The sequence below is a fragment of the Paenibacillus sp. SAFN-054 genome (genome assembly GCF_051966755.1).
Lineage (GTDB): Bacteria > Bacillota > Bacilli > Paenibacillales > Paenibacillaceae > Paenibacillus_AQ.
The window spans coordinates 410,769-433,223 of record NZ_JBQCKS010000003.1 but is presented as its reverse complement, the minus strand read 5'-3'; the positions used below and the strand labels follow the sequence as shown (position 1 = coordinate 433,223).

The 22,455-nt window shown below is 54.5% G+C and carries 22 protein-coding genes; 5 read left to right on the top strand and 17 right to left on the bottom strand.

The annotated features are described in order from the left end of the window. Positions 1–98: 98 nt before the first annotated feature. The gene (locus tag ACTHPM_RS17810) at positions 99–740 is read left to right on the top strand and encodes an SDR family oxidoreductase (RefSeq protein ID WP_440396416.1); all 642 of its coding nucleotides are present in this window, start codon (positions 99–101) and stop codon (positions 738–740) included. A gap of 78 nt (positions 741–818) precedes the next feature. Here the strand turns inward: ACTHPM_RS17810 and hxlB are convergent, their stop codons facing one another. Then, positions 819–1,385: a 6-phospho-3-hexuloisomerase gene (gene hxlB, locus ACTHPM_RS17805; protein ID WP_440396417.1), complete on the bottom strand. Its 567-nt coding sequence runs from the start codon at positions 1,383–1,385 to the stop codon at positions 819–821. Positions 1,386–1,389: 4 nt separating this feature from the next. Continuing rightward, on the bottom strand, positions 1,390–2,022 hold the full coding sequence (gene hxlA / locus ACTHPM_RS17800; RefSeq protein WP_440396418.1) for a 3-hexulose-6-phosphate synthase: 633 nt from the start codon (positions 2,020–2,022) through the stop codon (positions 1,390–1,392). Between the two features lie 279 nt (positions 2,023–2,301). Between hxlA and ACTHPM_RS17795 the strand changes: the two genes are divergently transcribed. Then, positions 2,302–2,706: a winged helix-turn-helix transcriptional regulator gene (locus ACTHPM_RS17795; protein ID WP_440396419.1), complete on the top strand. Its 405-nt coding sequence runs from the start codon at positions 2,302–2,304 to the stop codon at positions 2,704–2,706. Positions 2,707–2,890: 184 nt separating this feature from the next. Here the strand turns inward: ACTHPM_RS17795 and ACTHPM_RS17790 are convergent, their stop codons facing one another. From ACTHPM_RS17790 to ACTHPM_RS17730, 13 genes are all read right to left on the bottom strand, one after another. Continuing rightward, entirely contained in the window at positions 2,891–3,370 is a 480-nt protein-coding gene (locus ACTHPM_RS17790) for a glutathione peroxidase (protein WP_440396420.1), read from the bottom strand. A 120-nt stretch (positions 3,371–3,490) separates the two neighbouring features. After that, positions 3,491–4,504, bottom strand: a complete 1,014-nt coding sequence (locus tag ACTHPM_RS17785) for an LLM class flavin-dependent oxidoreductase (protein ID WP_440396421.1) — start codon at positions 4,502–4,504, stop codon at positions 3,491–3,493. A 221-nt stretch (positions 4,505–4,725) separates the two neighbouring features. Beyond that, entirely contained in the window at positions 4,726–6,249 is a 1,524-nt protein-coding gene (locus ACTHPM_RS17780) for a DEAD/DEAH box helicase (protein WP_440396422.1), read from the bottom strand. A 66-nt stretch (positions 6,250–6,315) separates the two neighbouring features. Continuing rightward, entirely contained in the window at positions 6,316–7,980 is a 1,665-nt protein-coding gene (locus tag ACTHPM_RS17775) for an ABC1 kinase family protein (protein ID WP_440396423.1), read from the bottom strand. Continuing rightward, the gene (locus tag ACTHPM_RS17770) at positions 7,981–8,337 is read right to left on the bottom strand and encodes a phasin family protein (RefSeq protein WP_440396424.1); all 357 of its coding nucleotides are present in this window, start codon (positions 8,335–8,337) and stop codon (positions 7,981–7,983) included. 73 nt (positions 8,338–8,410) lie between these two features. Next, a complete protein-coding gene (locus ACTHPM_RS17765; RefSeq protein ID WP_440396425.1) occupies positions 8,411–9,055 on the bottom strand; it encodes a ThuA domain-containing protein in 645 nt (214 codons plus the stop codon). A gap of 223 nt (positions 9,056–9,278) precedes the next feature. Next, on the bottom strand, positions 9,279–10,100 hold the full coding sequence (locus tag ACTHPM_RS17760; protein ID WP_440396426.1) for a uroporphyrinogen-III synthase: 822 nt from the start codon (positions 10,098–10,100) through the stop codon (positions 9,279–9,281). A gap of 77 nt (positions 10,101–10,177) precedes the next feature. Then, a complete protein-coding gene (locus ACTHPM_RS17755; RefSeq protein WP_440396427.1) occupies positions 10,178–10,708 on the bottom strand; it encodes a DUF2062 domain-containing protein in 531 nt (176 codons plus the stop codon). A gap of 135 nt (positions 10,709–10,843) precedes the next feature. Continuing rightward, the gene (locus ACTHPM_RS17750) at positions 10,844–11,902 is read right to left on the bottom strand and encodes a GerAB/ArcD/ProY family transporter (RefSeq protein WP_440396428.1); all 1,059 of its coding nucleotides are present in this window, start codon (positions 11,900–11,902) and stop codon (positions 10,844–10,846) included. A 33-nt stretch (positions 11,903–11,935) separates the two neighbouring features. Next, on the bottom strand, positions 11,936–12,136 hold the full coding sequence (locus tag ACTHPM_RS17745; RefSeq protein WP_440396430.1) for a hypothetical protein: 201 nt from the start codon (positions 12,134–12,136) through the stop codon (positions 11,936–11,938). Positions 12,137–12,147: 11 nt separating this feature from the next. Then, the gene (locus tag ACTHPM_RS17740; protein WP_440396431.1) at positions 12,148–13,335 is read right to left on the bottom strand and encodes a Ger(x)C family spore germination protein; all 1,188 of its coding nucleotides are present in this window, start codon (positions 13,333–13,335) and stop codon (positions 12,148–12,150) included. A gap of 7 nt (positions 13,336–13,342) precedes the next feature. Then, on the bottom strand, positions 13,343–14,953 hold the full coding sequence (locus ACTHPM_RS17735; protein ID WP_440396432.1) for a spore germination protein: 1,611 nt from the start codon (positions 14,951–14,953) through the stop codon (positions 13,343–13,345). Positions 14,954–15,176: 223 nt separating this feature from the next. Continuing rightward, positions 15,177–17,147 (bottom strand): methyl-accepting chemotaxis protein, encoded by a 1,971-nt coding sequence (locus ACTHPM_RS17730; protein ID WP_440396433.1) that lies wholly within the window; start codon positions 17,145–17,147, stop codon positions 15,177–15,179. A gap of 410 nt (positions 17,148–17,557) precedes the next feature. On the opposite strand from ACTHPM_RS17730, the gene ACTHPM_RS17725 reads away from it, so the two are divergent. Then, positions 17,558–18,691, top strand: coding sequence for a GGDEF domain-containing protein (locus tag ACTHPM_RS17725; protein ID WP_440396434.1), 1,134 nt, complete (start codon positions 17,558–17,560; stop codon positions 18,689–18,691). A gap of 103 nt (positions 18,692–18,794) precedes the next feature. Here the strand turns inward: ACTHPM_RS17725 and ACTHPM_RS17720 are convergent, their stop codons facing one another. Together ACTHPM_RS17720 and ACTHPM_RS17715 are read right to left on the bottom strand one after the other, a co-directional pair. Beyond that, complete coding sequence (locus ACTHPM_RS17720) at positions 18,795–19,208, bottom strand: MerR family transcriptional regulator (RefSeq protein ID WP_440396435.1); 414 nt, start codon at positions 19,206–19,208, stop codon at positions 18,795–18,797. A gap of 121 nt (positions 19,209–19,329) precedes the next feature. Beyond that, positions 19,330–20,283: an aldo/keto reductase family protein gene (locus ACTHPM_RS17715; protein ID WP_440396811.1), complete on the bottom strand. Its 954-nt coding sequence runs from the start codon at positions 20,281–20,283 to the stop codon at positions 19,330–19,332. A gap of 137 nt (positions 20,284–20,420) precedes the next feature. On the opposite strand from ACTHPM_RS17715, the gene ACTHPM_RS17710 reads away from it, so the two are divergent. Further along, the gene (locus ACTHPM_RS17710) at positions 20,421–21,968 is read left to right on the top strand and encodes an FAD-dependent oxidoreductase (RefSeq protein WP_440396436.1); all 1,548 of its coding nucleotides are present in this window, start codon (positions 20,421–20,423) and stop codon (positions 21,966–21,968) included. A gap of 60 nt (positions 21,969–22,028) precedes the next feature. Further along, on the top strand, positions 22,029–22,346 hold the full coding sequence (locus ACTHPM_RS17705) for an antibiotic biosynthesis monooxygenase (protein WP_440396437.1): 318 nt from the start codon (positions 22,029–22,031) through the stop codon (positions 22,344–22,346). The last annotated feature ends 109 nt before the right edge of the window (positions 22,347–22,455 follow it).

The following is a 22,455-nucleotide window of genomic DNA, read 5'->3' as shown; positions in this document are numbered from 1 at the left end:
CCTAGTATTTGGACGGAGATGCGCCTTTCATTTCTACTTTAATTTCCACTTTAATATCCTCATAGAATGGGTAAAAAGAAGAATGGAGGTGTTGAACGATGACAACCGTATTTGTTGCTGGCGCTCACGGTCAAACCGGCGGGCGCATCGTCAGGGAACTGGTTCATGCGGGCTATCACGTCCGCGGTCTCGTACGGACGGAGGAGCATCGGCGTGACGTGGAAGCGGCGGGTGCCGAAGGCTACCTGGGCGATTTGTCCGAGTCCTTTTCGGACGGCCTGAAGGGGGCAGACATCGTGGTGTGCGCCGTCGGCGCCGGAGCCAAGGGCGATCCTGAGCATGTGGACCATGTGGGGACCGTAAGGCTCATTGAACAATGCGTGCTGGATAAAATACCGCGGTTCGTCCTGATCAGTTCCATGGGCACGAGGAACCCGGAAGACATGCCGCCGTTTCTTAAACCGTTTCTGATCGCGAAGCGCAAAGCTGAGAAAGTGCTCGAAGAAAGCGGCATGACTTACACCATCATCCGGCCGGGAGGGCTGACGAATGAACCTGCGGGCGGCAGGGTCAAGGCTGCTCAGACGCTTGCCGAATCAGGCCGCATTTCCCGTGACGACGTGGCTGCTGCGACCGTCCTGGCGCTAGGCTTGGAGGAAACCCGGAATCTGGCCTTCGATCTGATCGCCGGTCCCGATCCGCTGGACCAGGCACTCAAGGGACTTCATCACGGGGATTAAGCTTCGATATGCCGTAGGCAAAAAACACCGATGCAGCTGCATCGGTGTTAATATTGCTGTATAGAAAGAACTAATTATTTATTCCAAATTTGCATGATTACCATACATACCGGAAGAATCCAGTCCCCTTGAAGCCATCATTTGCAAAATAACAGCATCATAAAAAACCAGCAGCGTCTGTTCGAACAAGGAACCCATAGGTTGCACGGTAAGACTGCCGCCGCCCTGCCGTGCCTGGTCTTTGACTGCTCCAGGCAGCTTCACGATGAGATCACTGAGTGAACCCAGTGTGGACTCAGGGTTGATGGTCACGGCAGCAACGGAGGCCCCGGCTGCTTTGGCTTTTTTCGCCATGGAGATCAGGCTGGCTGTTTCACCTGAGCCGGACCCCGCAATGAGCAGATCCTCCTCCCCGATTCCAGGAGTTATCGTTTCACCGACCACAAAAGCCGTGATGCCCGAGTGCATGAGACGCATTGCAAAGGCACGCCCCATAAGTCCCGAACGACCGGCACCCGCCAGAAAAACCCGCTTGGCTCCCTGAACGGCTCCTGCAAGCTTGCCTACGGAAGCCGGATCCATCAACCTGACGGACTGCTCCAATTCCCTGACAATTTGCTTGGCTATATCCGGTGAAGCGCTCATCGGCTTACGCCTGCTTCACAAGTTTTTGGATTTCGGCTGCTGCCGCTTTACGGTCATCGGCGCCGGTAATGCCGCCGCCTACGATCACAAGGTCAGGACCCGCACTGATGACTTCAGCTACGGTATCCAGCTTGATTCCGCCTGCGATTGCCGTTTTAGCCTGCTTGACAACGCCTTTAATTGTGCGCAGATCTTCAAAAGAATTCATGCCTGCAGCTTGATGATCATAACCGGAGTGAACGCAGATATAGTCAACGCCAAGCGCATCGACTTCTTTTGCGCGTTCAGCCAGGTTCTTGACGTTAATCATGTCCACAAGGATCCGTGCGCCTTGTTTTTTTGCTTCAGCAACCGCGCCGCTGATCGTCAAGTCATCGGATACACCCAGAACCGTAACGATGCTTGCGCCTGCTTCTGCAGCTTTCATTACTTCGTAGCCGCCTGCGTCCATGATTTTAAGGTCCGCAAGAACAGTCAGCTGAGGAAAAGCTTCTTTGATTTCTTTTACAGCCCGGAGGCCCTCATTAATAACAACAGGTGTACCGATTTCAACAATATCAATATAATCCGCAACTTCTGCTACGACTTCTTTTGCGCCTGGAATATCCACCAAATCAAGTGCCAGTTGCAGTTCCATTAATAAATCCGCTCCCTCAATTTCAAATAAGTTAAAAGGACAATTTGTATCTTTCCCTTAGAAAAAAGCTTGCATGCAGCCGGCATAGGCTTAATTATAGCCAGTAGATTTATTTTTGAAAGTAGGCACTTTGCCGTCAGGTAGTTACCTTCAGGTAACTAATGGGGTCACCGATAATCGGAAAATGGCTGCTGCAGCACAATAGTATCCTTTTAGACTCTAGGGTCTGGAAGGAAACTAACTGAAAATGATATACTAAGCAGCAGGAGGTGTCAGAGGATGGCCAATGAGCTCAAAGAACGGATTAACCTCAAAGAGATCAACTGTGAAAAGGAACTGACGCTTGCCGTAATCGGGGGCAAATGGAAGCTGATTATTCTGTGGCACTTGGGTCTTGAAGGAACAAAACGGTTTGGAGAGCTGAAGAAGCTGATACCGAACATTACACAAAAAATGCTGACAAACCAGCTGCGTGAGCTGGAGGAAGACAAGCTGATCAGCCGAAAAGTATATCCTGAGGTGCCGCCGCGGGTCGAATACACATTGACCGAATACGGTGTGAGTCTGATGCCTGTACTGAAGTCCATGTATGAATGGGGCAAACATTACGGGGAAGCCGTTGTTTGGAAAGAGGGAGAATCCGGCTGTTCAGAAGATTCGGTTCAACCGGCAGCCGTTCATTAATTTATAGCAAGCAAGTAGCAAGCAGATTGATCAGGGGTAGAAATAATAAAGCCGCACGCCATCAGGCGTGCGGCTTGCTGCATTTCTGTATTGAAGCGGCAGGATCAATCAAAGGCAAGTCAGGAGATCAGCCTTCGGATTGTCCCGTCTTCCGGCAGACTCTTATACCTGCTAACGTCATGCGCTATTTCAGCAGCTGCTCAATTGCTCCCGTCATCGCTTCCGGAGCTTCCTTCGGTTCAAAGCGGGCGACGACCTCTCCGCTCTTGTTCACCAGAAACTTCGTAAAGTTCCACTGGATATCGCTGCTGCCGCCCTCGCCGGGCTGCTGCTCCTTTAAATAAGCAAAGAGCGGATGGGCACTCTCCCCGTTGACGTCTACTTTCGCGAAAACCGGGAATGACACCCCGTAATTCAGCTGGCAGAAGGAAGCGGCTTCCTCGCTGCTGCCCGGCTCCTGCGCTCCGAACTGGTTGCACGGAAATCCGAGAATCACAAGCCCCTGTTCCTGGTAACGGTCATACAGCTTTTGCAGATCGCCGTACTGCGGCGTGAGTCCGCACTGGCTTGCCGTGTTGGCGATGACCAGCACCTTGCCCTCGTACTCCCGAAGCGATACTTCCTTGCCCGCCGGCGTGGCGGCTGAATATGAATAAACAGACATTTTCTTACCCCGCTTTCTTGGAAAAAATAACGGCACCGGACTACCCACCGGCCCTTACATTTACGTTCTTCTTCCCATCATACACCAGAGACAGGCAAGTGCAAGCCTCCGGCCCCTTGTTCACGCCTTGTTTGAAAGTCCAAATGCTTCGGCCATCAAGCGGAACGACTTCACCTTATCTTCAAAACGGTGGATGATGCTGGCAATCATCACCTCATCCGTCCGGTATTCCTCGCACAGTCTTTCGATGGTTCGTTTGATCTGCCCCGGAGAGCCCACGATCATCCGCTTGCGGTTCTCCTGTATGCGCATGCGGTCATATGGGGAATAGGGATAATTCATAGCCCTTTCTACCGAAGGCGTGCCGCCGGAAGAGCCTCCCTTCTCTAGCATCAGCAGGGATAAATCCATGCTCGAAGCCAATCGGTTAGCCTCTTCTTCGGTTTCCGCGCAGACCGCGAAGATGGCAAGGAGCGATTTCGGCTTATCCAGCACTGCCGACGGCCGGAAGTTCTCCTGATACCAGCGCATCACGTCCGCGCCGCCGGAGCCGTTGATAAACTGAGCGAAGGCAAAGCCCGTTCCCTGCTGCGCAGCAATGCCGGCACTGCCGCCGCTGGAGCCGAGCATCCACATTTCCGGAACGGTTCGGACCAGGGGCGTTGCCACCAGACCAGCCAGCGGATGAGAAGGGCTTAAAGTATCGGTCAAATATGCGCTTAAATCGGCGATTTGCTCGGCATAGCGGTCTCCGGTCCGCATTTTTCCTTCCTGCAGCGCGCGCGTCGCAAGCGGCATGCCGCCCGGCGCACGGCCGAGCCCGAGATCAATGCGTCCCGGATACAAGCCTTCCAGAACGCGGAAATTCTCGGCAACCTTATAGGAGCTGTAATGCGGCAGCATGACGCCGCCGGAGCCGACGCGAAGCTTGGATGTCACCGCGGCGAGATGCGAGATAAGCACCTCCGGGCTGGAACCGGCCAGATTGGGGGAAAAGTGATGCTCGGAAACCCAAAAGCGGTGGTATCCCAGCCGTTCGGCTTCCCGGGCCATTTGGCCCGTTTGAGCGAGTGCCTCCACCGGCGAGCTTCCTTCGGATATGGTTGATTGATCCAAAATGCTAAGCTTAATCATATGCGCCAAGACCTTTCATATATAAATTTTCGGATGCTTAGAAACCCAAAGCGGTGACCGTTTACCTTTCGGCTTCCCGGGCCAAATTACCGGCGATACCCCTAATGTAGTCTATGAGCCCATCCGCAAGGAATTCACCGGCAAGCAAGACCCGAGTGCATATGAAACAAAAAATACCGGGAGCGCCTTGATCAGGCAGCTCCTGGTATTCATGCTGATTGTTATGATCTGCGGCCGGATCCCCCGCGGCGGCCGGCATCTGAGCCGCGTCCGCCCCGTCCCGGTGCAGGAGCTCCGCTGCGTCCCTGACCGCGGCCGCCCGTGCTGCCGCGTCCCGAACCGCCTCTTCCATCTCCACCTGAACGGGATGAGGAAGCTTGAGGTCTGTCCTCGCGGCGAGAGCGGCCCTGGCCGCCCCGGCCTTCCGTAGAGCGGCCTTCGCCGCGGCGTCCGCCCGTGGATACGCGCCCTTCACCGCGGCGCCCTCCGGCTGGACGTCCTGTTCTGCCCTGGCCTTCTTTATCCTTGCGCCCGGCACTGCCCGCGGACGAACGGGAAGGTCTCCGGTCCTCCACGATCGCGCCGGATTTCTCATAATGGCTGCGCTCGATCTTAAATGCGATGCCCTGCTCAATGCGCTGCAGTTCGCCCTTGTCCCTTGGCGAAGCGAACGTAATGGCCATCCCCTTCTCACCGGCGCGCCCCGTACGGCCGATTCGGTGGATATAACTGTCGACCTCATGCGGAATGTCGTAATTGTACACATGGGTGACGCCTTCCACGTCCAGGCCCCTTGCCGCGACATCCGTCGCCACAAGCAGCTGGAGCTTGGCCTCGCGGAACCGCTTCATGACCTGTTCGCGCTTCGCCTGCGATAAATCGCCATGAAGCTCATCCGAGGCATACCCGAGTTCCAGCAGCGCGGTATTCAGCGTGGACGCCCGCCGCTTCGTGCGGCAGAAAATGATCGCCAGATAAGGCTTGTGCTGTTCGATCATCGATACGAGCGCCTGCTGCTTGTTGCGGTCCGAGACCTCCACCACAAGCTGGCGGATATGCTTCAGCGGCACCGGCGAGTTCTCCACCTTGATGGTTACGTCAACGGCGTCCCGTGTATAAAAGGAAGCAAGCTGCTTCACTTCGGCCGGCATGGTCGCAGAGAACAGCAGCGTCTGCCGCTTGTAAGGCAGCGCTTGGATCAAGGTCTCCACCTCGTCCAGGAAGCCCATATGCAGCATTTGGTCCGCTTCATCCAGCACCAGCGTCTTCACGCCGCCAAGCTCGAGCGTGCCGCGGCGCAAATGGTCGTTCAGGCGTCCCGGCGTCCCGATAATCAGATGCCGGCCGCCTTCCAGCTTGCGCAGCTGCTTGTCCACATCCTGGCCGCCGTATACAGCAAGAATCCGGATCTCCGTACCCTGCGCCAGCTTCCGCGCTTCCTCCGTAATTTGCAGCGCCAGCTCACGCGTCGGCGCGATAATCAGGGCCTGCGGGAAAGGACGCGCCGGGTCCAGCTTCTGCATGATCGGCAGCAGGAAGGCAAGCGTCTTCCCCGTTCCGGTCCGTGCGCGGGCAATAACGTCCCGATCCGCCAGGAGCAGCGGTATCGTCTCCGTCTGTACCGGCGTCGGCACGGTGATGCCGTTCTCCTTCAGCGTCTTTACCCACGCCTCTTTCACGCCTAGCTCTAAAAAGTTTGGCAAAACATCCACCTCATTAATTTCTATTTCTTCTTCAGGATTCATGTCCTGTGATTGCATCATAAAAAGTTATCTTACCATAGGAGTCCGGCCTAAGGGCATAAAAAGTTATTAGAATTTCCCCGACTTGAAAATGGAATAAAGAAGCCATAGCACCATGAAGAACGCCACGCCAAATCCGATTCCGATCACCGGAAAATGCCATAAAATCGAAGATTGGCGGTTCAGCGACGATCCGATGATCAGCCCGACCATGATGATGCTGAACGCCAGCAGCACGATGCTGAAGGACAGTCTGTTGCTGATCTGGTCGAGCTTGCGCATCAAGGTCTCCATCTCCGGCACGCTGATCTCCACCTTCAGCTTGCCCCTGCTGACGAGCGCGGACAACTGTCTTGCCTGTGCGGGCAGATCGAGCAGTGCCTCCGCCAGCCCTGCTGCGCCTCCGAGCAGCTTGCCGCGCAGGCGGCGGGCGCTGAATCGCTCCTTGACGAGCTTGCGCCCGAAGGGCTCCGCCATGTCAATGATGCTCAGGGCGGGGTCCAGCTTCTGGATGACGCCCTCCATCGTCAGCAGCGATTTGCCAAGCAGCGTCAGATCCGGAGGCATGACGATGGCATGCCGCTGGGCCACACCGAACAGGTCGTTCAGCGCCTTGCCGATGCCGATTTCCGCGAAAGGAATATCGTAATATTCTTCCCGCAGAGCATCCAGATCTCTGCGCAGTTCCTCCATATCATGATCATCCGGCACCAGCCCCAGATGAAGAATCGCCCGGATCATGCTATCGGTATTTTTTCGCATCAATGCGATAATCAGCCCGGACAGATGATCCTTCATGTCTTCGCTGAGCCTGCCAACCATTCCGAAATCCAGAAAGGCCAGGCTTCCATCCTTTCGGACCAGCAGGTTTCCCGGATGCGGGTCCGCGTGAAAGAAGCCTTCAATGAACATCTGATGCAGCATCGCGTTCACGAATCGCTTCGCAATACGCTTCATATCAAATTTCTGCAGCAGCTCCCGCTGACTGAGCGCCACACCCTCCACATATTCCATTGTCAGAACACGGGAAGAGGTTTGCTGCCAATAAATGCGCGGGATGAAAATATGCGAATCGTTCTGAAATTGAAGGGCGATTTTCTCCGTGTTGCGTCCTTCCCGGCTGTAATCCATTTCGGCCAGCAGGGATTTCGAGAATTCCTCCACAAGCCTTACCATCTGGTAGCGTTTGGCCCAAACCCAGCGCTTCTCGGCCGATATCGTCAGGTCCCGCAGTATGCTAAGATCGCGGGTAATGGTCTGCATTGCGCCGGGGCGCTGAATTTTGACAGCCACTTCCTCGCCTGATTTCAGTCTGCCCAAATGGACCTGCCCGATGGAAGCAGCCGCCACGGGGATATCGTCAAACCTCTCGAACATGTCTTCGACAGGTTCTCCCAGGTCCTCCTCCAGAATGCTACGGGCGGCCGCGGGCGGAAAAGGGGGCACCTGATCCTGCAGCTTGACGAGCTCTTGAATAATCGATTCGGGAAGCAAGTCTGAGCGGGTGCTGGCCAGCTGGCCCAGCTTAACGAAGGTTGGTCCAAGATCCTCCAGCACCAGCCGGATCCGCTCCCCGAGCGTCTTCGTTTCGACCGTTTCCTGCGTAACCCAGCGCCGGGGCAGGGACAGTACCTGGAACAGTCCCAGTTCTTCCACCATGTAGCCAAAGCCATGACGCATCAGCGCCATGGCGATTTCCCGGTAGCGTCCGGTGTGCCTGATTTTAACGGCCATTTAAGGGATATCCGTTACGATGTCCGTTGCCGGACCCTTGTTCGCGCCTGCCGCCCCTTCGAGCTCGGCAATCCGTTTCTCCAGCGATGCGATGTGCTGCTCCAGGCTGGCCACATCGTTCTCGGAAGGGACATGAAGTTCTGTCAGAACGCGCTGAACCTGCTCACGCAAAAAATCTTTGAACTGCGATTTCTCTTCCTCGCCGCGTTCGACGAGCCGGTCGATCAAATCCTTCGATTCGGCCGGAGCCACCTCGCCCCGTTTGACCAGATCCTCCACCGTCTTCTCGATTTTCTCCTTGCTGACCATCGTCAGACCCCATCCTAACGAGATGGCCTTCTTCAACAGATCACTCATGATGATTCCCTCCCAAGGCTTTTATTTCCCTTATTATACCCTGAAATGTTTGCCAATATGAAATCGGCCGGTCTTAGCCCGGCAAATGCGCCGCCCACTGGGCCGCCTGCAAAATGAGTTGACGGATCTGCGGATGCTGGAACGTCGGTTCATGATGCCCCGGCATGAAGAATACGACCCTTCCAAGCCCGTAGTTATGCCTCCAGGCGGCAGGATGCCAGGTATCGGAGCCTTCCCGCTTGTATTCGAGCAATACCTTTCTTTCCGTGAAAGGGCTCAGCTCCAGTTGGAAGGGCTCCTCCGCCAGTTCGAAGGGCTCGATGCCTTCCGTAATAAAGTGCTCGCCGTTAGTCCTGAAGGATAGCGGCTGAATCGGACCGTTCCCGTCAAAGCGTGCCCCCATCAGCTGAGCCAGCTCGTAGCGCCGGTTACCGAGAGAAAGGCCGTTGTGAATGACCATCAGGCCCCCTCCCTGGCTCACGTAAGAGAGTAGGCCCGATAATTGCTGCCTCGACACCGGCACGTCCCACAGGTCCAAGTAACTGATGCACAGGTCAAACGGCTTCAGGTGTTCCAGCAGCAGCAGGTTTTTGTTCTCGCTGCATTGGACGGATATGACGTCATTTAATATATGGCTGATTTGAGCGTCGATCCCCTGGAGGGGATGGAATTTGGGGTGGGTGTAATCACCCAGCAAAATACTTTTTTTGTTGTACACGATCAATTCCTCCTTTGTGCGCACCGTTCATGTTTAGCAGGGGTTATGGATAGCATTCCTCATTTCTCTATAAATTAGGATTCCACTTAAGAAAAGGCATCCGTCTATCCATGAGAAAATCCTGAATGCCCATCCTGGAGAGCGGTTCTCCGGTTTGAAAAAAGGGATGCCGCTCTCTACGCATCCCTCTTGATACTACCCAAATAACCATTCGATTCGGTTGTTAAGCATCCCGGGTTTGAAAATACCGCGCCAGCTCGACCAGCATGCTCCCCATGCGCTCGTCCTCGGGCGGGAACACCACTCTTGTGATCCCCTCTTCAAGCAGAGCCTGGGCCGTAATTTTTCCGACCGCCGCCGCGACGACAGGTCCCTGAAAAGCAAACACCATTTCCTCTGCCTTGTCCCTGCTGCGGGCATATGCTGCCAAATGGCGGATCTGGGGAGCGCTGGTAAAAGCCGCCGCATCAATCCGTCGCTCCAGAATATCGCTCAGCAGCAGCTCGAGCTGCTCCGGCTCCGGCGGGACGTGCCGGTAAGGCAGCACCTGACGCACATGCGCCCCTTGCTCTTCCAGCCAGGCTGTCAGCTTCGGCGCAGGATCGCCATGAAGCTGAAGCACGACATCCGCCCCCCGGAAATCATGGGATTCCAGCCCGCGGATCAGCCCGGACGTGCTTCCGTCATCATCGCGGACCAGCGGCGTAAGTTCCCTTTTGCGGAGCGCGTTGACGGTCTTATATCCCCGTGCAGCAATGGATGACTTCCGGAGCGCATCCAGATAATCCTTCTCCATGCCCATGTCGGCTGAAATCGCGAACAACGCATCCAGACCCATGCCCGTCGTCAGAATCGTCCACGTGGGCGGTGCCGCGATCCAGTCCGCCAGATCGCTGCGAACCTTCGAATCATCGAGGAACACCGTTCCCTGTGCCGGACGGATCAAGGCGTTGCCTCCCATTTTCTCCACGATCTTCACCATATCATCCGCTTTGCGCGGTCCTGTTAACGCGATCGTCATGCCTGTCAGCCGATTTGCCGCCATACCGATCCCCCCTCTGCTTTCCTGCTCGCCCTGTTTTTGAACAGTATACTTGACGACGGGAGAGAGGGAAAGAAATTTTAGAGGGCTGCGCCCGCTCTTTTGGCCAGGCGGTGTTTTTTGCGCTGGTTATAGAGATATTGAACAACGAAGTAAGATATGACGCCAAGCACCAGTCCGAACAAGGACATGCCGATCAGCACATGCAGGCCGCCCTGCAGCAAATGCTTGAATATCGTAAAATCGCCGTGAAGCAAATTGCGCCATGCATGCTCTTCCACGGGCATATCCACGACCCGTTTCGCAAAGAACCACTCGCCGATTTTTTTCGCAAAAGGAAGAAGTATAATAGGCAGGAAGGTCAGCTTACCGATCACATTGCCGATAATCGCGGCGGGGAGTGATCCACCCGCAAGTCTGACGGTAGGGTAGAAGATCAGGTATACCAGCGAACCGGTCGATATGACAATCATCTCCAGCCCAAAGCCTATGGCAAAGCCCAGGGACACCTTTCTCGCCCCTCCGGGCGAACGGAAAAGCTTGATCATGTTAAACCGCAGCTTGCGGGAAAATTTATGAAACAGATTATGCTTTTTTCTCTTCATTGTCATGTAATCACCCTTCATATCCCAAAACGGCCGCGAGGCCGCATGGGGAGCCGTACCATCAAGGCCGCCCTTAAAGCCTATTGTACCATTTCCACGCCCCTTTTTCTAACGGTACTTCGGCGCAAAGTCCTATCCTGATCAGGCTTTTGACGGCCGGTGAATCGCAAAAATGAATAATGGAAGCACGATAATGAACAGCAGGGTCACCACGGTCCAGTTCGTCGTGAAATCGAACAGCTCAATGGAATTCTGGAAGAACCAGAGGGCGCAGCTGTAAGCGAACAGCCCGATCGGCGCCGCCATCATTTTGCCCGATAGGGACGGCATCAGGATCTTCATCCCGTAGCAGATCACGTACAGGCTGATGGCCAGGTTCAGCAGCACGGCCGGATACCAGAGCGCAACCAGGAACAAATCAAAACGATCGAGAAAGTCCGTTATCCGCAGCTGGCGCACCAGTTCATAAGATGGATACATCATCCTGCCGGAAATATGCGTGCCGAGCAACAGGAGCGTCTGCAGGATCAGCAGGACGAGGATACCGAGGCTGAGCAGCAGCGAGTATAATCCGTATTTGAACTTATAGTCCTTACTGGAGATAATAAACGGCAGGATCAGAATTTGCCCCAGGTATGACAGGGATAACCACCCTCCCCGCGCCACTCCGCTCCAGTCCACATAGAGCGACGGCTTTAGGAAGCTGAAGTTGAAGTCGCGAAAAACAATGATGGGCATGACGACCACGAGAATGATCATGATCGGGCCATACAGCTCCGTCATGCCGATCACCGTTCTTACCCCGCCTCTGGCAATATAGATGACGGTTGCGACGATGCACATGCCGATGATAAGTATCGGGGTAAGCGGAAGCAGGATAACATTCGTAAAATCCGTCATGATGCGAAGGTCTCGAACCAGCACCTCGAAAAAAAACAGCAGATAGAGCGTGATGATCACTCTGCCGATGAATGGAAAGCGGCTCACCAATGACTGAAACAAATCCTTGTCCGGAAAGCGCTGCGAGCTGCGGGTCAGCACGAACAGCATGAGCAGAATAATCGCACCGGTAATCAGATAAGGCATATAAGCATGCTGCTTCGCCGTACTGATGATCTGTCCGGGCAAGTTGATCATCGTAATATTGATGAGATAGGTGACGCCGAGCAGCACGATTTGGCGTGGAGTGATCTTATGCACTCTAAACAGTCCTCCTTCAACGGACACGGGATATTAAAAAGGAACCAGCGGGCTGAGCCATTTGCTTATCCATGTCGACAAGTACACGACATTTTTGCCGAGCAGGCTGTAAGAGAAAGCGGCCATGCCCCCAAGCAGAAAAAAATACGTGAACCAGCGGTTGATCGCGGGCAGGGTCCGAATGACCTTCCGGTCCACCAGCAGGATGATTGCAGCGGATATGATGTATATCATCAAAATCCTTATCATTTTTTGATCACCTTGTCCTTCCTGCCAAAGGGCTTGTTCACTGCACCGATATTTTCGATGTGGATTTTCGTATTGACCACGACCTTGACTTCGGGATATTTTTTCTCCCAATCGTCCTTGATGCGGGCCCAAACCTGCGGTTTCTTCTGCTGGATCGTGCGCCCGAACCCGAGAATGTCCGAATGGTATTGATTCTGAAGCTTGCGCATACCCGAGTGGATCTGGTCGATGATTTCCTTGCTTGCACGATGCTCCAGCCGGCGCATGTCCACCTCGCCTCCAAGCGTGTAGTCGGTATTGTTCTCGAGTACGGCGCCTTTGGCAAGGATGTCGATGTTCATCGTAATATCGCTGCCTCGGATGATCGGTTTAAGCTTGACGGTATTTTCCGTGAGCCTGACGGTGACATATCCCTTCTCACCCGGTCCAGGAACGACCAAATCCGGGGAAGGCGCCTGATCCAATGCCATATTCATCATGCGCGACTCCTGCCCGAGCAGCGTACCGACGAATTGGTCTCCTTTGAACAAAGCGAGACCGGTGATTTGAATGTTTTTTTTGCCCTTCTCCAAGTCCTCCGGAACGACCTCTTCCAGCGTAATGTAAGGAAGGGAAACGTCGACGCCTTCCGACAACAGATCATTGGAAAGGTGCTTGATGGAAACCGGCCTTTTGGTGTATTCGTTCATCAGCTCCCGGATCATCTCGCTGGGAAACTGCTCCATCGGCGCTTCGGCGTTCAGGATTTTATAGGCCGGTCCTGCCGTGACGGCTACAAGCGAGGACAGACGGTTCTCCGGAATGCGCGCGAACTGGTCCAGCATGGGACCGATTCCTTCCTTCGCAAGCTCTTCGCCGATCAGCAGCGTTCTGCGGTGGGAAAAAGACAGGTTGCGGGAGTTCCCTGCCTGCACCTCCATGTTCGAGTTGCGCAGCGTAACGCCAAGCTTGGATTCCAGATAATAGGGTTTACTGCCTCCATTGCCGCCACCCCCGCCTTCACTGCCGGATCCGCCCAAATTTCCCGGGAGCGCAATTTGCAGCGTACTGCGGTACATGTTCTTGTCTTTGTCGACGGCTGAACCGATCACGAACGCGACGTCGTTAATTTCCCTGCGGTCCCAGCAGCCGGAGAGCCCGAAGGAGGTCATGACCAGCAGCGCTGTGATAACAGCCTTTTTCATCCGTGCATCACCATACCTTGTTAGATTTGGGTTTTCCGTTGATATCCTTCTTTTCCCGCTTTTGATTCTCTTGCGACAGCCACGATGGACGTTTATTCATTTTCCACCAAGGGGCACGCACGAAGATGTCCTTTTGGTCGGAAGCGTGATACGGACTGATGCCCGACATGTAGGGGGCTCCGAAAGATGTCAGCTGGGTCACATGCACCAATATCCATGTGATGCCAAGGATGATCCCGAATAGTCCCAGCACGCCTGCCAGCATCATCAGTGGAAAACGAAGCAGCCGGATCGTGATCGCCAGGTTAAAGTGGGGAATCGTAAAGGACGCAATGCCCGTCATCGACACGATGATGACCATAGGAGCGGATACGATCCCTGCCTGAACGGCGGCCTGACCGATTACGAGGGCCCCGAGTATGCTTACGGCCTGGCCCACCGTTTTCGGCAGGCGAATGCCAGCCTCGCGCAGCGCCTCAAAGGAGATTTCCATGATCAAAGCTTCGACAAGCGCCGGAAAAGGAATCGCCTCCCTGGCTGCCGCGATGCTGAGGACGAGCGTCGAAGGGAGCATGTCCTGGTGGTACGTCGTCACCGCGATATAAAGGGCGGGGAGGAACAACGCGATAAACAAGAAAACATATCGGATCCAGCGAACGAAATTGGTTATAAACATGCGCTCGTAGTAATCCTCGGTCGCCTGCATCAGCTGAAAAAAGGTCGTTGGGGCGATCAGCACGAACGGGGTGCCGTCTACGAAAATGGCGCATCTCCCCTCGAGCAGCTGTGCGGCAACATTATCCGGCCGCTCCGTGTACTGCAATTGCGGAAACGGGGAGTACGGATGGTCCTCGATCAGCTCTTCGATGTAGCCCGACTCCAAAATGCCGTCGATTTTAATGTCCTTCAATCTGTTCTTCACGTCTTCAATCAACTGGGGATCGGCCAGCCCCTCGATATATGAAATTACGATATCTGTCTTGGTGTTCGTGCCGAGCACCATGCTGGCCATCTTCAGATTGGGTGTTTTGATCTTGAAGCGGACGAGCGCGGTGTTAATGCGGATCATTTCCGTGAAGCCCTCGCGCGGGCCGCGGATGACCGACTCCGTCTCCGGCTCCTGAACCGGACGGCGGATGCCGCCTTTGATATTGAAAAGATGCACTTCGCTCAGCCCATCCACAAAGACGGCAACGCTGGAATTCAGGATACCTTCAACGACATCGATCCACTTGCCCGCGGACATGACCTGGGACAGCGAAACCCGCGTATTCTCGAGCGGCTCGAGCTGCGAAGCCTCGGTGATCTGACCCTCCGGACCTGCATTGTACAGGCGGACAAGCCCTTCCACGATCGGCTCGAGTACATGAAGCTGCAGTTCCTCCGAAAGCACGATTCCTTCCAAATAGGCGACGTATGCCTTAATATGCGGCGCAATCTCTACGGTTCGGTAAATCATGTCCGAGCAATCCTCAAAGATTGTCTTGATCGTCTGGATATTCTGATCCAGGCTTTTTGCGATGGGCAGCTTCTCCCATGAAGGCGAAGGAAGTCCTAGCGCCTTGCCGGACGGCAGGGATTTTGCCGGTGTGTCAGAATTCGGGCTGCGTTTGCCCATGGCGGTTCACCTCCATTACCTCGGTCCAATACCTGGAATGTTCACGCCATAGCTTGTGCCAAAATTGGATAAATTATGTGATGCATTCCCCTCTGGCAAATAAAAAACAGCAGTGCCTTGTCGGCACTGCTGTTTCTCATCGGGAACGATGCTGAAGTGGTTGATGTTCGATCATTCGGACGCCAAGCGTCCGCTGCTGCCACCCCTGCATCCAAAAAACGTTTTATGCGATCTTAAACTTCGCCACCAGCTCCTCGAGTTGCTCGGCAAGACGGCTCAAATGCTCCGCCGAGGAAGCGATCTCTTCGATGGATGCCAGCTGCTCCTGCGCCGAAGCGGATACGGACTGCGTATTGTCGGCGGCGACCTCCGATATGCCCTGAATATGGCGGATCGATTCGACTGCGCTTTCGCCGCTCCGGGCGAGTTCCCGCGAAGCTTCGGCAGCGGCTTCGATGCCGCTCGCCGCTCCCTGCACCGCTTTACGGATACGGCTGAACGATTTGCCGGTGACGTCCACAGCCTGAATCCCTTCGGATACACTGCCTTTGGCTTCGTCCATGGCGGTAAGCACGCGCTGCATTTCCGACCGCATGCCTTCCACCAGCTCATCGATCCGCTGCGCCGACTGGCTGGATTGTTCTGCCAGCTTGCGGACTTCAACCGCCACCACCGCAAAGCCCTTGCCGTGCTCCCCGGCGCGAGCCGCTTCGATGGAGGCGTTCAATGCGAGCAGATTGGTCTGCTTGGCGATGCCCGCGATCATACTCACAATGTCGCCAATTCGGCCGGTACGCTCATTCATATGGGATACGATATCGTCCAGATCGCTCACCGTGGCATGGATGCTCTGGATTTTGTCCGTCACGTCCACGACGGCGGCATGTCCCTCCTCGGCAGATGCGGATGTACGCGCCATTTTGGCGGAAGCGTCGTCCATATGACTGCGGATCCGTTCGGACTGCGTCGACATGACATCCATGCTTTCCATGCTTTCTCCTACGCTGCGAAGCTGCTGTTCACTGCCGGCCGCCACTTCCTGGATGGCCTCGGTTACGCTCTCGATGGCCCGGGTCGTCTGATCGGCGCCTGTTGAGAGGCCCTTGGCGGACGAACCGACTTGGCCGGTGATGTCCTGAACGTTGACGATCATGGTCCGCAAACTGTCCACCATCGCCTGAAAATGCCGGCTCAGTTCGCCAATTTCGTCTCGGCTTGAGGTATCGATGTTTTCCGTTAAATCCCCCTGACTGATCCGCTCCGTCGCCCGGATCAGCTTGGTGATCGGACGGATAATCGAGCGGATGTTCAGGAAGATGATGACCAGCGCCGCCAGAATGGAAATGATCATGACGACGATCACCGAATTCCGAATATCGGCTGCCGAGGCTTCAATCTCGTCTTCGTACATGGAACCGGCTACTTTCCAGCCCGTCAGCTTATTGGTCGTAAAGGCCATTCTCTTGTCTTGCTTTTCGAATATGTATGAAAAATGTCCCTCGCTGCCTGCATACATCGGCTTGAGGAAATCGCCCTCCGCCTTCTCACCGGTATATTTCGGGTGAACCACATAGTTTTTGGCCTGATCCGTAATAAAGATATATCCTTTCTTGCCGAGCTTCATATTCGTAAGGGTGCGGATGTTATCCAAGTTCAGCTCGATCGAAATGACGCCTTTTCCGGAAGGCACCGCCTGCGAAATGGATACTGCCATCTTCCCGTTCGCCGCCTTGAATACCGGGGATATGGTCGGCGTCTTGCCCTGCTTCAGCGCCCGGATATACCAATCCTGCTTCGTCACGTCATACTGCTCCGGCAAAGGGTCCTCGGAGGCGCGCACGAAATATCCGCCGTCAACTCCCAGAATCGCATCCTTTACGTCTTTATGAAGTTCCATATACTGCCGCAGCTGCAATTTCAATTCGCCGCCCTTACCCATCGGGTCCTCGGTGGCGCGGTCTACATAAGGCTGCTTGAGCAGGTATGCCAGATCATCCATTTTCGCCTGAATGTTTTGGGTGATAATGTTGTCGGCAGACTTTGTGCTTTCAAGCGCGCTGTTCATCATATCCTCCGCATTCGCTTTTTTGGCGGATTGGTAAGACAGAATGCCGATCATGAAGCTTGGAACGAGCAAAACGATAAGATAGGTAATCAACAACTTTCTTTTAATGGTGAAAGACAATCGTTTCACAATGGCATGTTCCTTTCTACATACATGGGTAGTCTGGGTCTTGTTACCGAATTATTCATACGTTGGACATAGTTTATTTGGGTCATTATTCATATATTATCGGAATATCCCACTATATTTTTTTCAACTAATATCCATTTCCCTTAAAATATTCTATCATCATCCGTTTCTTAGGCATAGAGGCCTAAGCTTTGAAAATCAGCTTTCTATATAAAATGAACTAAAGTTAACCCTGCTTCTCCTTGCTTCCATCCGGAATACAGGAGAAATGCTTTTCTTTTCTTTAGTTCAATTTATATTCTTCGAAATCCAATGATTATTTAGCTGAAAAGCTGACATATTTCTATGAAATCCGCTAATATAGGAAGCAGAATGCAACATATTTGGCTTGTGGAGGGTTTTTCAAGGACATGCTCAGCAGTCTCTTCGTGAATATTTGTATCTTTGTAACGTTCCTTTTCTTCTCGGGCGTTCTATCCAAGAAATATGTGATAGGCTCCCGTCCCTTGTCCCTGCCCGTCAAGATCAACTCCGGCCTCTTGTTTGGCTTGTACGGCATCATCCTGATGAACTACAGCTTCCCGGTCGGCCCGCATGTCATCACCGATATGCGCCATCTTACGATCGTCGTGGTCGGCGTATATATGGGGTGGCTTCCTGCGCTTCTGTGCAGCGTCGTGCTGGGCATCGGGCGGATCGCTTTGTACGGGTGGTCCCAGGCGGCGCTGAACGCCAGCTTGGGCATGCTGGTCCTGGGGCTGGTGTGCGCCTATCTATGCAGGTTTCCTTGGTCCCGCCTGCTTAAGATGAACGTGCTGAACCTGGCCTGCATGGCCGTGGTTTTCGTGACGCTCAGCCTGAATCTCGGCAACCTGGCGACCGTGATGCGCTATTATCCCACGCAGCTGGTCATCTCGGTGATTGCCAGCCTGTTCCTGTACCTGATTACCGAACATATTGATTCTTCCAATATGCTGTTTGCACAGCTTGAAAAGAGGGCCTCCACCGACCACCTGACCCAGCTGAATAATTTGCGCCAATTTGAATGGTCCCTGCAGAACGAAATGACGGGAGCGCGGCAGCGGGCCGAAGAGCTGTCCCTGCTCGTCATTGACATCGACCATTTCAAGCTTGTCAATGATACGCACGGGCATGCGGCTGGTGACGAAGTGCTGCGCGATCTCGGCAAAATTCTGCTGGAGCAGGCCCCGCCTCTAGGGATCGTCTCCCGGAACGGCGGCGAGGAATTCACCGTAATGCTGCCGAACTGCTCAGCTGCCTTGGCCGGGTCGACAGCGGAGAAAATTCGGAGAGCCGTCCAGGCCCATGTGTTCAAGCTGCCCACCCTCCAGCAGAAGAAGCTGCGGATTACCGTCTCGATTGGCGTCGCGACTTATCCTGCAGATACGGGAACGGCCGAGAGCGACCTCGAAATCGTAGAACAGGCCGACAAGGCGCTGTATCAGGCGAAGAACAGCGGACGCAACAGGGTATGCGCGGCTTCTGCATTGAATTCGGTATCGGCTCAGCTCGCGAAGCGCTAAGATAACGGCTGCATGCCATGCCAAGGACGCGGCGCCATTGTCCATCATCGAATAAAAGGACAACCCCGGAGTGAACCGGAGTTGTCCTTTTTATGCTGAATTATTAATCCATCGCCTGGTTGATTCGACCGCTGAGGCCGGCCAATTCCTCCCTGACCTTCTTCATTTCCGAAATTTTATAATCCACAAGCTCCAGCTGCTTGTTCACCGCTTCAGCCATGCGCTCCAGCTCAGCCTGGCGCAGCTTGTCATCCGAAGAAGTGGAGGCGTTGCTGCGATGCTTCACGACCTGATCATGAATTTGCAGAAACTCTTGGATTTCCTGAAGGGAAAAACCAAGAACCCTCTTGGCAAGTACGATATTTTTGAGCTGCTCCACATCTTCTTCCGTGTATAAACGGATGCCCCCGTCCGACCGCTCCGGCGATTTCATGAGACCAATTTCTTCATAATACCGGATTGATCTTTTGGTTAGTCCGGTCTCTTTGGCAACGTCATCAATTTTGAGCCATGCCATGCCTTTTTCTCCCCCTACAATAAAGGTATAGCTTAAGTATAGCTTTCCCCGCGGCGTAACGCCAATGCGGTTCCTTGTTATTCCAAGTAAGACAAGCCGCCCGAAGCGGGCGGCTTGCATGCTAAGCAATCGTATTTGATGAAAGAATCCGTTCGATCCGATCCAGCACATCGGGCGACAGCTCGACTTCCGAAGCATGCACGTTCTCGGCGACCTGCTCCGGCCGGCTGGCTCCTACCAGGGCACTGGCCACGTTCGGTTGGCGCAGAATCCATGCCAGCGCCAGCTGACTCATCTTGATGCCCAGCTCATCCGCAATCCTGCTGAGCTCCTGCACCTTGGCGATTTTCTCCTCGCTGATCTGCTCTTCCTTCCAGTTCAGCTTGGCTGCACGGCTGCCTTCCGGAGCTTGTCCGGCTGTCTTGTACTTCCCTGTCAGAAGACCTTGAGCCAGCGGCGAATAGACGACTTGACTGATTCCCTTGTCCTCGCCGAGAGGAATGATCTCCTGTTCAATGTGGCGGTTGAACATATTGTACACCGGCTGGTTCACGACGATCCGGTCCAGCAGGTAACGGTCGGCCGTGCCGAGCGCTGCTTCCATCTGGGCCGCCGTCCACATGCTCACGCCGACATAGAGCACTTTGCCCTGACGCACCAGGTCATCCAGCGCGCGCAGCGTTTCGTCAATCGGCGTGTCCGGATGATAGCGGTGACAGTAATACAAATCGATATAATCATGTCCAAGCCGCTTCAGACTGGCATGGCACTGCTCCATAATATGCTTGCGCGACAGTCCCATGTCATTGGGGCCGTCTCCCATTTTGCCGAACACCTTGGTCGCCAGCACGTACGATTCGCGCGGGTAGGCCTGAAGCGTCCTGCCGAGTAGCTCCTCCGCCGCTCCACGCTCATACACGTTGGCCGTGTCAAAGAAGTTGATGCCTTGATCGTAAGCCGTCTGAATCGCCTTGACCGCATTGTCCTGTTCTACGTAGCCTCCGTAAGTCAACCAGCTGCCAAGGCTGATCTCGCTTACCTTAAGCCCGCTTCTGCCAAGTCTCCGATATTTCATAGCCACAGGCAAAGCCTCCTTGTTTGAATATTCTTCCTCTACCATTGTAAACAACCCCGGTTTCCATGAAAAGGACCCGTTTCTTTTTCCAGACAAGTGGTAATAAATGAGAATGAATAATTAGAGGAGGATATGCCATGCAAAAATCTGATTCCGTTTCCCGGAACCTGCCGCAGTTCCCCGAATCGTTATGGAGAGCTACCACGGATCTGCCTTCCTTCCCGCGTCTTGACCAGGATATTCAGGTTGATGCCGCCATTGTGGGGGGAGGAATCGCGGGGATTACGACGGCCTACCTGCTATCGCGCCAAGGCTGCAAGGTGGCCATCGTGGAGGCCGGAAGCATTCTGAACGGCACAACCGGACATACCACAGCCAAGGTCACCGCCCAGCACGGCATGCTGTACGATGAGCTCCTCAGCCACTTCGGCGAAGAAAAGACCCAAATGTATTATCAGGCCAACCGGGATGCCTTGGATTTCATCCGGACCACGGCTTCAGAGCTGAACATCGATTGCGATCTTCAGACCGAGAGCGCCTTCGTTTATATGGAAACCGACGAGCAGCTGCAGAAGCTTCAAAAGGAATTCGATGCCTATATCAAGCTCGGCATTCCCGGGCAATGGAGAGATAAGCTGCCCATTCCCCTGAACGTCAGCGGAGCCATTGAGATGCCGGATCAGGCTCAATATCATCCGCTGCGCTACCTGAAGCCCCTGGTGGAGCAGATCGTCAAAAACGGAGGGCAGATTTTCGAGCACACGACGATTGTCGATCTGGAAAAGGAAGGTCCCTTCACACTGATCACGGACCGCGGGAAATATAAAGTCCGCTGCAGCCATGTCGTTTCGGCCTCCCACTTCCCGTTCTTCGACGGCGGCGGCCTGTATTTTACCCGCCTGCACGCCGAGCGGTCCTACGCAGTGGCTTTCCAGCCCGAAACCGCGTACGAACGGGGAACCTATATCAGTGCGGATAAGCCGAGCCGCTCGCTGCGGACCGCTAACTGGAACGGCCAAGAACTGATCATCGCCGGCGGCGAGAACCACAAAACCGGGCAAAGCATCTGCACGCACAGCCACTACGAGGAAATCGAGAAGTTCGGCGGAAAGCTGTTCGGGATCAAGGGAATCCCGTTCCGCTGGTCCGCGCAGGATCTCGTGACGCTGGACAAAGTGCCTTACATCGGACAGATCACCTCGGGAGACAAGGGCATTTATGTCGCCACCGGCTTCAACAAGTGGGGGATGACGCATGGGACACTGTCGGGAATGATGCTCTCGGATCTGATCCTTGGAAAAGATCATCCTTACACCGAGCTCTACACCCCTTCCCGCTTCAAGGCCGATCCGTCCGTCAAAAATTTCGTTGTCCAAAATGCCGATGTCGCCAAGCATTTCGTTGCCGGCAAGGTTGGGCTGGTGCACCGCAAAGCCGAGGACCTGCAGCGGGACGAGGGCGGCGTGATCACGCATGACGGCAAGCGCGCCGGCGGTTACAAGGATACTCAAGGCAACCTGTATCTGGTGGATACGACCTGTACCCACATGGGCTGCGAAGTGGAATGGAATGAAGGTGAGCGGAGCTGGGATTGCCCTTGCCACGGCTCCCGCTTCAATTATGAAGGCGAGGTCATCGAAGGGCCGGCAACCGAGCCGCTTGAGAAACTGGATGCACACGAGTAGACTTGAGAAGTAAGCTTGTACTCGTAAGTATTCAATCCAGGAAGCGGAGGCGATTCATCGATGATCGTGATTACCAATACGATCCGGGTCAAGGAAGGCTCCGGAAAGGCCATGTCCGAGCGCTTTGCAAAAGCGAAGGGCGTCCAGGAAATGCCCGGATTCGTGCGGATGGAAGTATGGCTTGGCAAGAGCAAGGAAGCCGAAGGCGAGGAACTCAAAGTATCGACGGTTTGGGAGGATGAAGCATCCTTCCGTAATTGGACCTCCAGTGAGTCCTTCCGTGAATCCCATCGCGGCCAAGGCGGCAACGACGCCATTCTTGGCGCGACCCTGAATCAGTATGAGCTGGTTGTCAGCCCGCTGAACGCTGCCGAATAGCACGTTAGGCAGCTTGGAAATAACGCCCCTCATTTCGCCGGCAAACGGCGGAAGGGGCGTTTTTCTTATGCCGCTGCATCTGTCTGCATGATCCGCCCTCTCATGGAAC

What these genes read in the sequence shown, in the direction of transcription:
- ACTHPM_RS17770 (WP_440396424.1), bottom strand. Translation starts at nt 8,337, where the DNA reads ATGAGTGATCTGTTGAAGAAGGCCATCTCGTTAGGATGGGGTCTGACG.
- ACTHPM_RS17780 (WP_440396422.1), bottom strand. Translation starts at nt 6,249, where the DNA reads ATGAATCCTGAAGAAGAAATAGAAATTAATGAGGTGGATGTTTTGCCA.
- ACTHPM_RS17710 (WP_440396436.1), top strand. Translation starts at nt 20,421, where the DNA reads ATGCAAAAATCTGATTCCGTTTCCCGGAACCTGCCGCAGTTCCCCGAA.
- ACTHPM_RS17725 (WP_440396434.1), top strand. Translation starts at nt 17,558, where the DNA reads ATGCTCAGCAGTCTCTTCGTGAATATTTGTATCTTTGTAACGTTCCTT.
- ACTHPM_RS17795 (WP_440396419.1), top strand. Translation starts at nt 2,302, where the DNA reads ATGGCCAATGAGCTCAAAGAACGGATTAACCTCAAAGAGATCAACTGT.
- ACTHPM_RS17735 (WP_440396432.1), bottom strand. Translation starts at nt 14,953, where the DNA reads ATGGGCAAACGCAGCCCGAATTCTGACACACCGGCAAAATCCCTGCCG.
- ACTHPM_RS17760 (WP_440396426.1), bottom strand. Translation starts at nt 10,100, where the DNA reads ATGGCGGCAAATCGGCTGACAGGCATGACGATCGCGTTAACAGGACCG.
- ACTHPM_RS17745 (WP_440396430.1), bottom strand. Translation starts at nt 12,136, where the DNA reads ATGATATACATCATATCCGCTGCAATCATCCTGCTGGTGGACCGGAAG.
- ACTHPM_RS17720 (WP_440396435.1), bottom strand. Translation starts at nt 19,208, where the DNA reads ATGGCATGGCTCAAAATTGATGACGTTGCCAAAGAGACCGGACTAACC.
- hxlA (WP_440396418.1), bottom strand. Translation starts at nt 2,022, where the DNA reads ATGGAACTGCAACTGGCACTTGATTTGGTGGATATTCCAGGCGCAAAA.
- ACTHPM_RS17810 (WP_440396416.1), top strand. Translation starts at nt 99, where the DNA reads ATGACAACCGTATTTGTTGCTGGCGCTCACGGTCAAACCGGCGGGCGC.
- ACTHPM_RS17785 (WP_440396421.1), bottom strand. Translation starts at nt 4,504, where the DNA reads ATGATTAAGCTTAGCATTTTGGATCAATCAACCATATCCGAAGGAAGC.
- ACTHPM_RS17755 (WP_440396427.1), bottom strand. Translation starts at nt 10,708, where the DNA reads ATGACAATGAAGAGAAAAAAGCATAATCTGTTTCATAAATTTTCCCGC.
- hxlB (WP_440396417.1), bottom strand. Translation starts at nt 1,385, where the DNA reads ATGAGCGCTTCACCGGATATAGCCAAGCAAATTGTCAGGGAATTGGAG.
- ACTHPM_RS17775 (WP_440396423.1), bottom strand. Translation starts at nt 7,980, where the DNA reads ATGGCCGTTAAAATCAGGCACACCGGACGCTACCGGGAAATCGCCATG.
- ACTHPM_RS17790 (WP_440396420.1), bottom strand. Translation starts at nt 3,370, where the DNA reads ATGTCTGTTTATTCATATTCAGCCGCCACGCCGGCGGGCAAGGAAGTA.
- ACTHPM_RS17715 (WP_440396811.1), bottom strand. Translation starts at nt 20,283, where the DNA reads ATGAAATATCGGAGACTTGGCAGAAGCGGGCTTAAGGTAAGCGAGATC.
- ACTHPM_RS17740 (WP_440396431.1), bottom strand. Translation starts at nt 13,335, where the DNA reads ATGAAAAAGGCTGTTATCACAGCGCTGCTGGTCATGACCTCCTTCGGG.
- ACTHPM_RS17705 (WP_440396437.1), top strand. Translation starts at nt 22,029, where the DNA reads ATGATCGTGATTACCAATACGATCCGGGTCAAGGAAGGCTCCGGAAAG.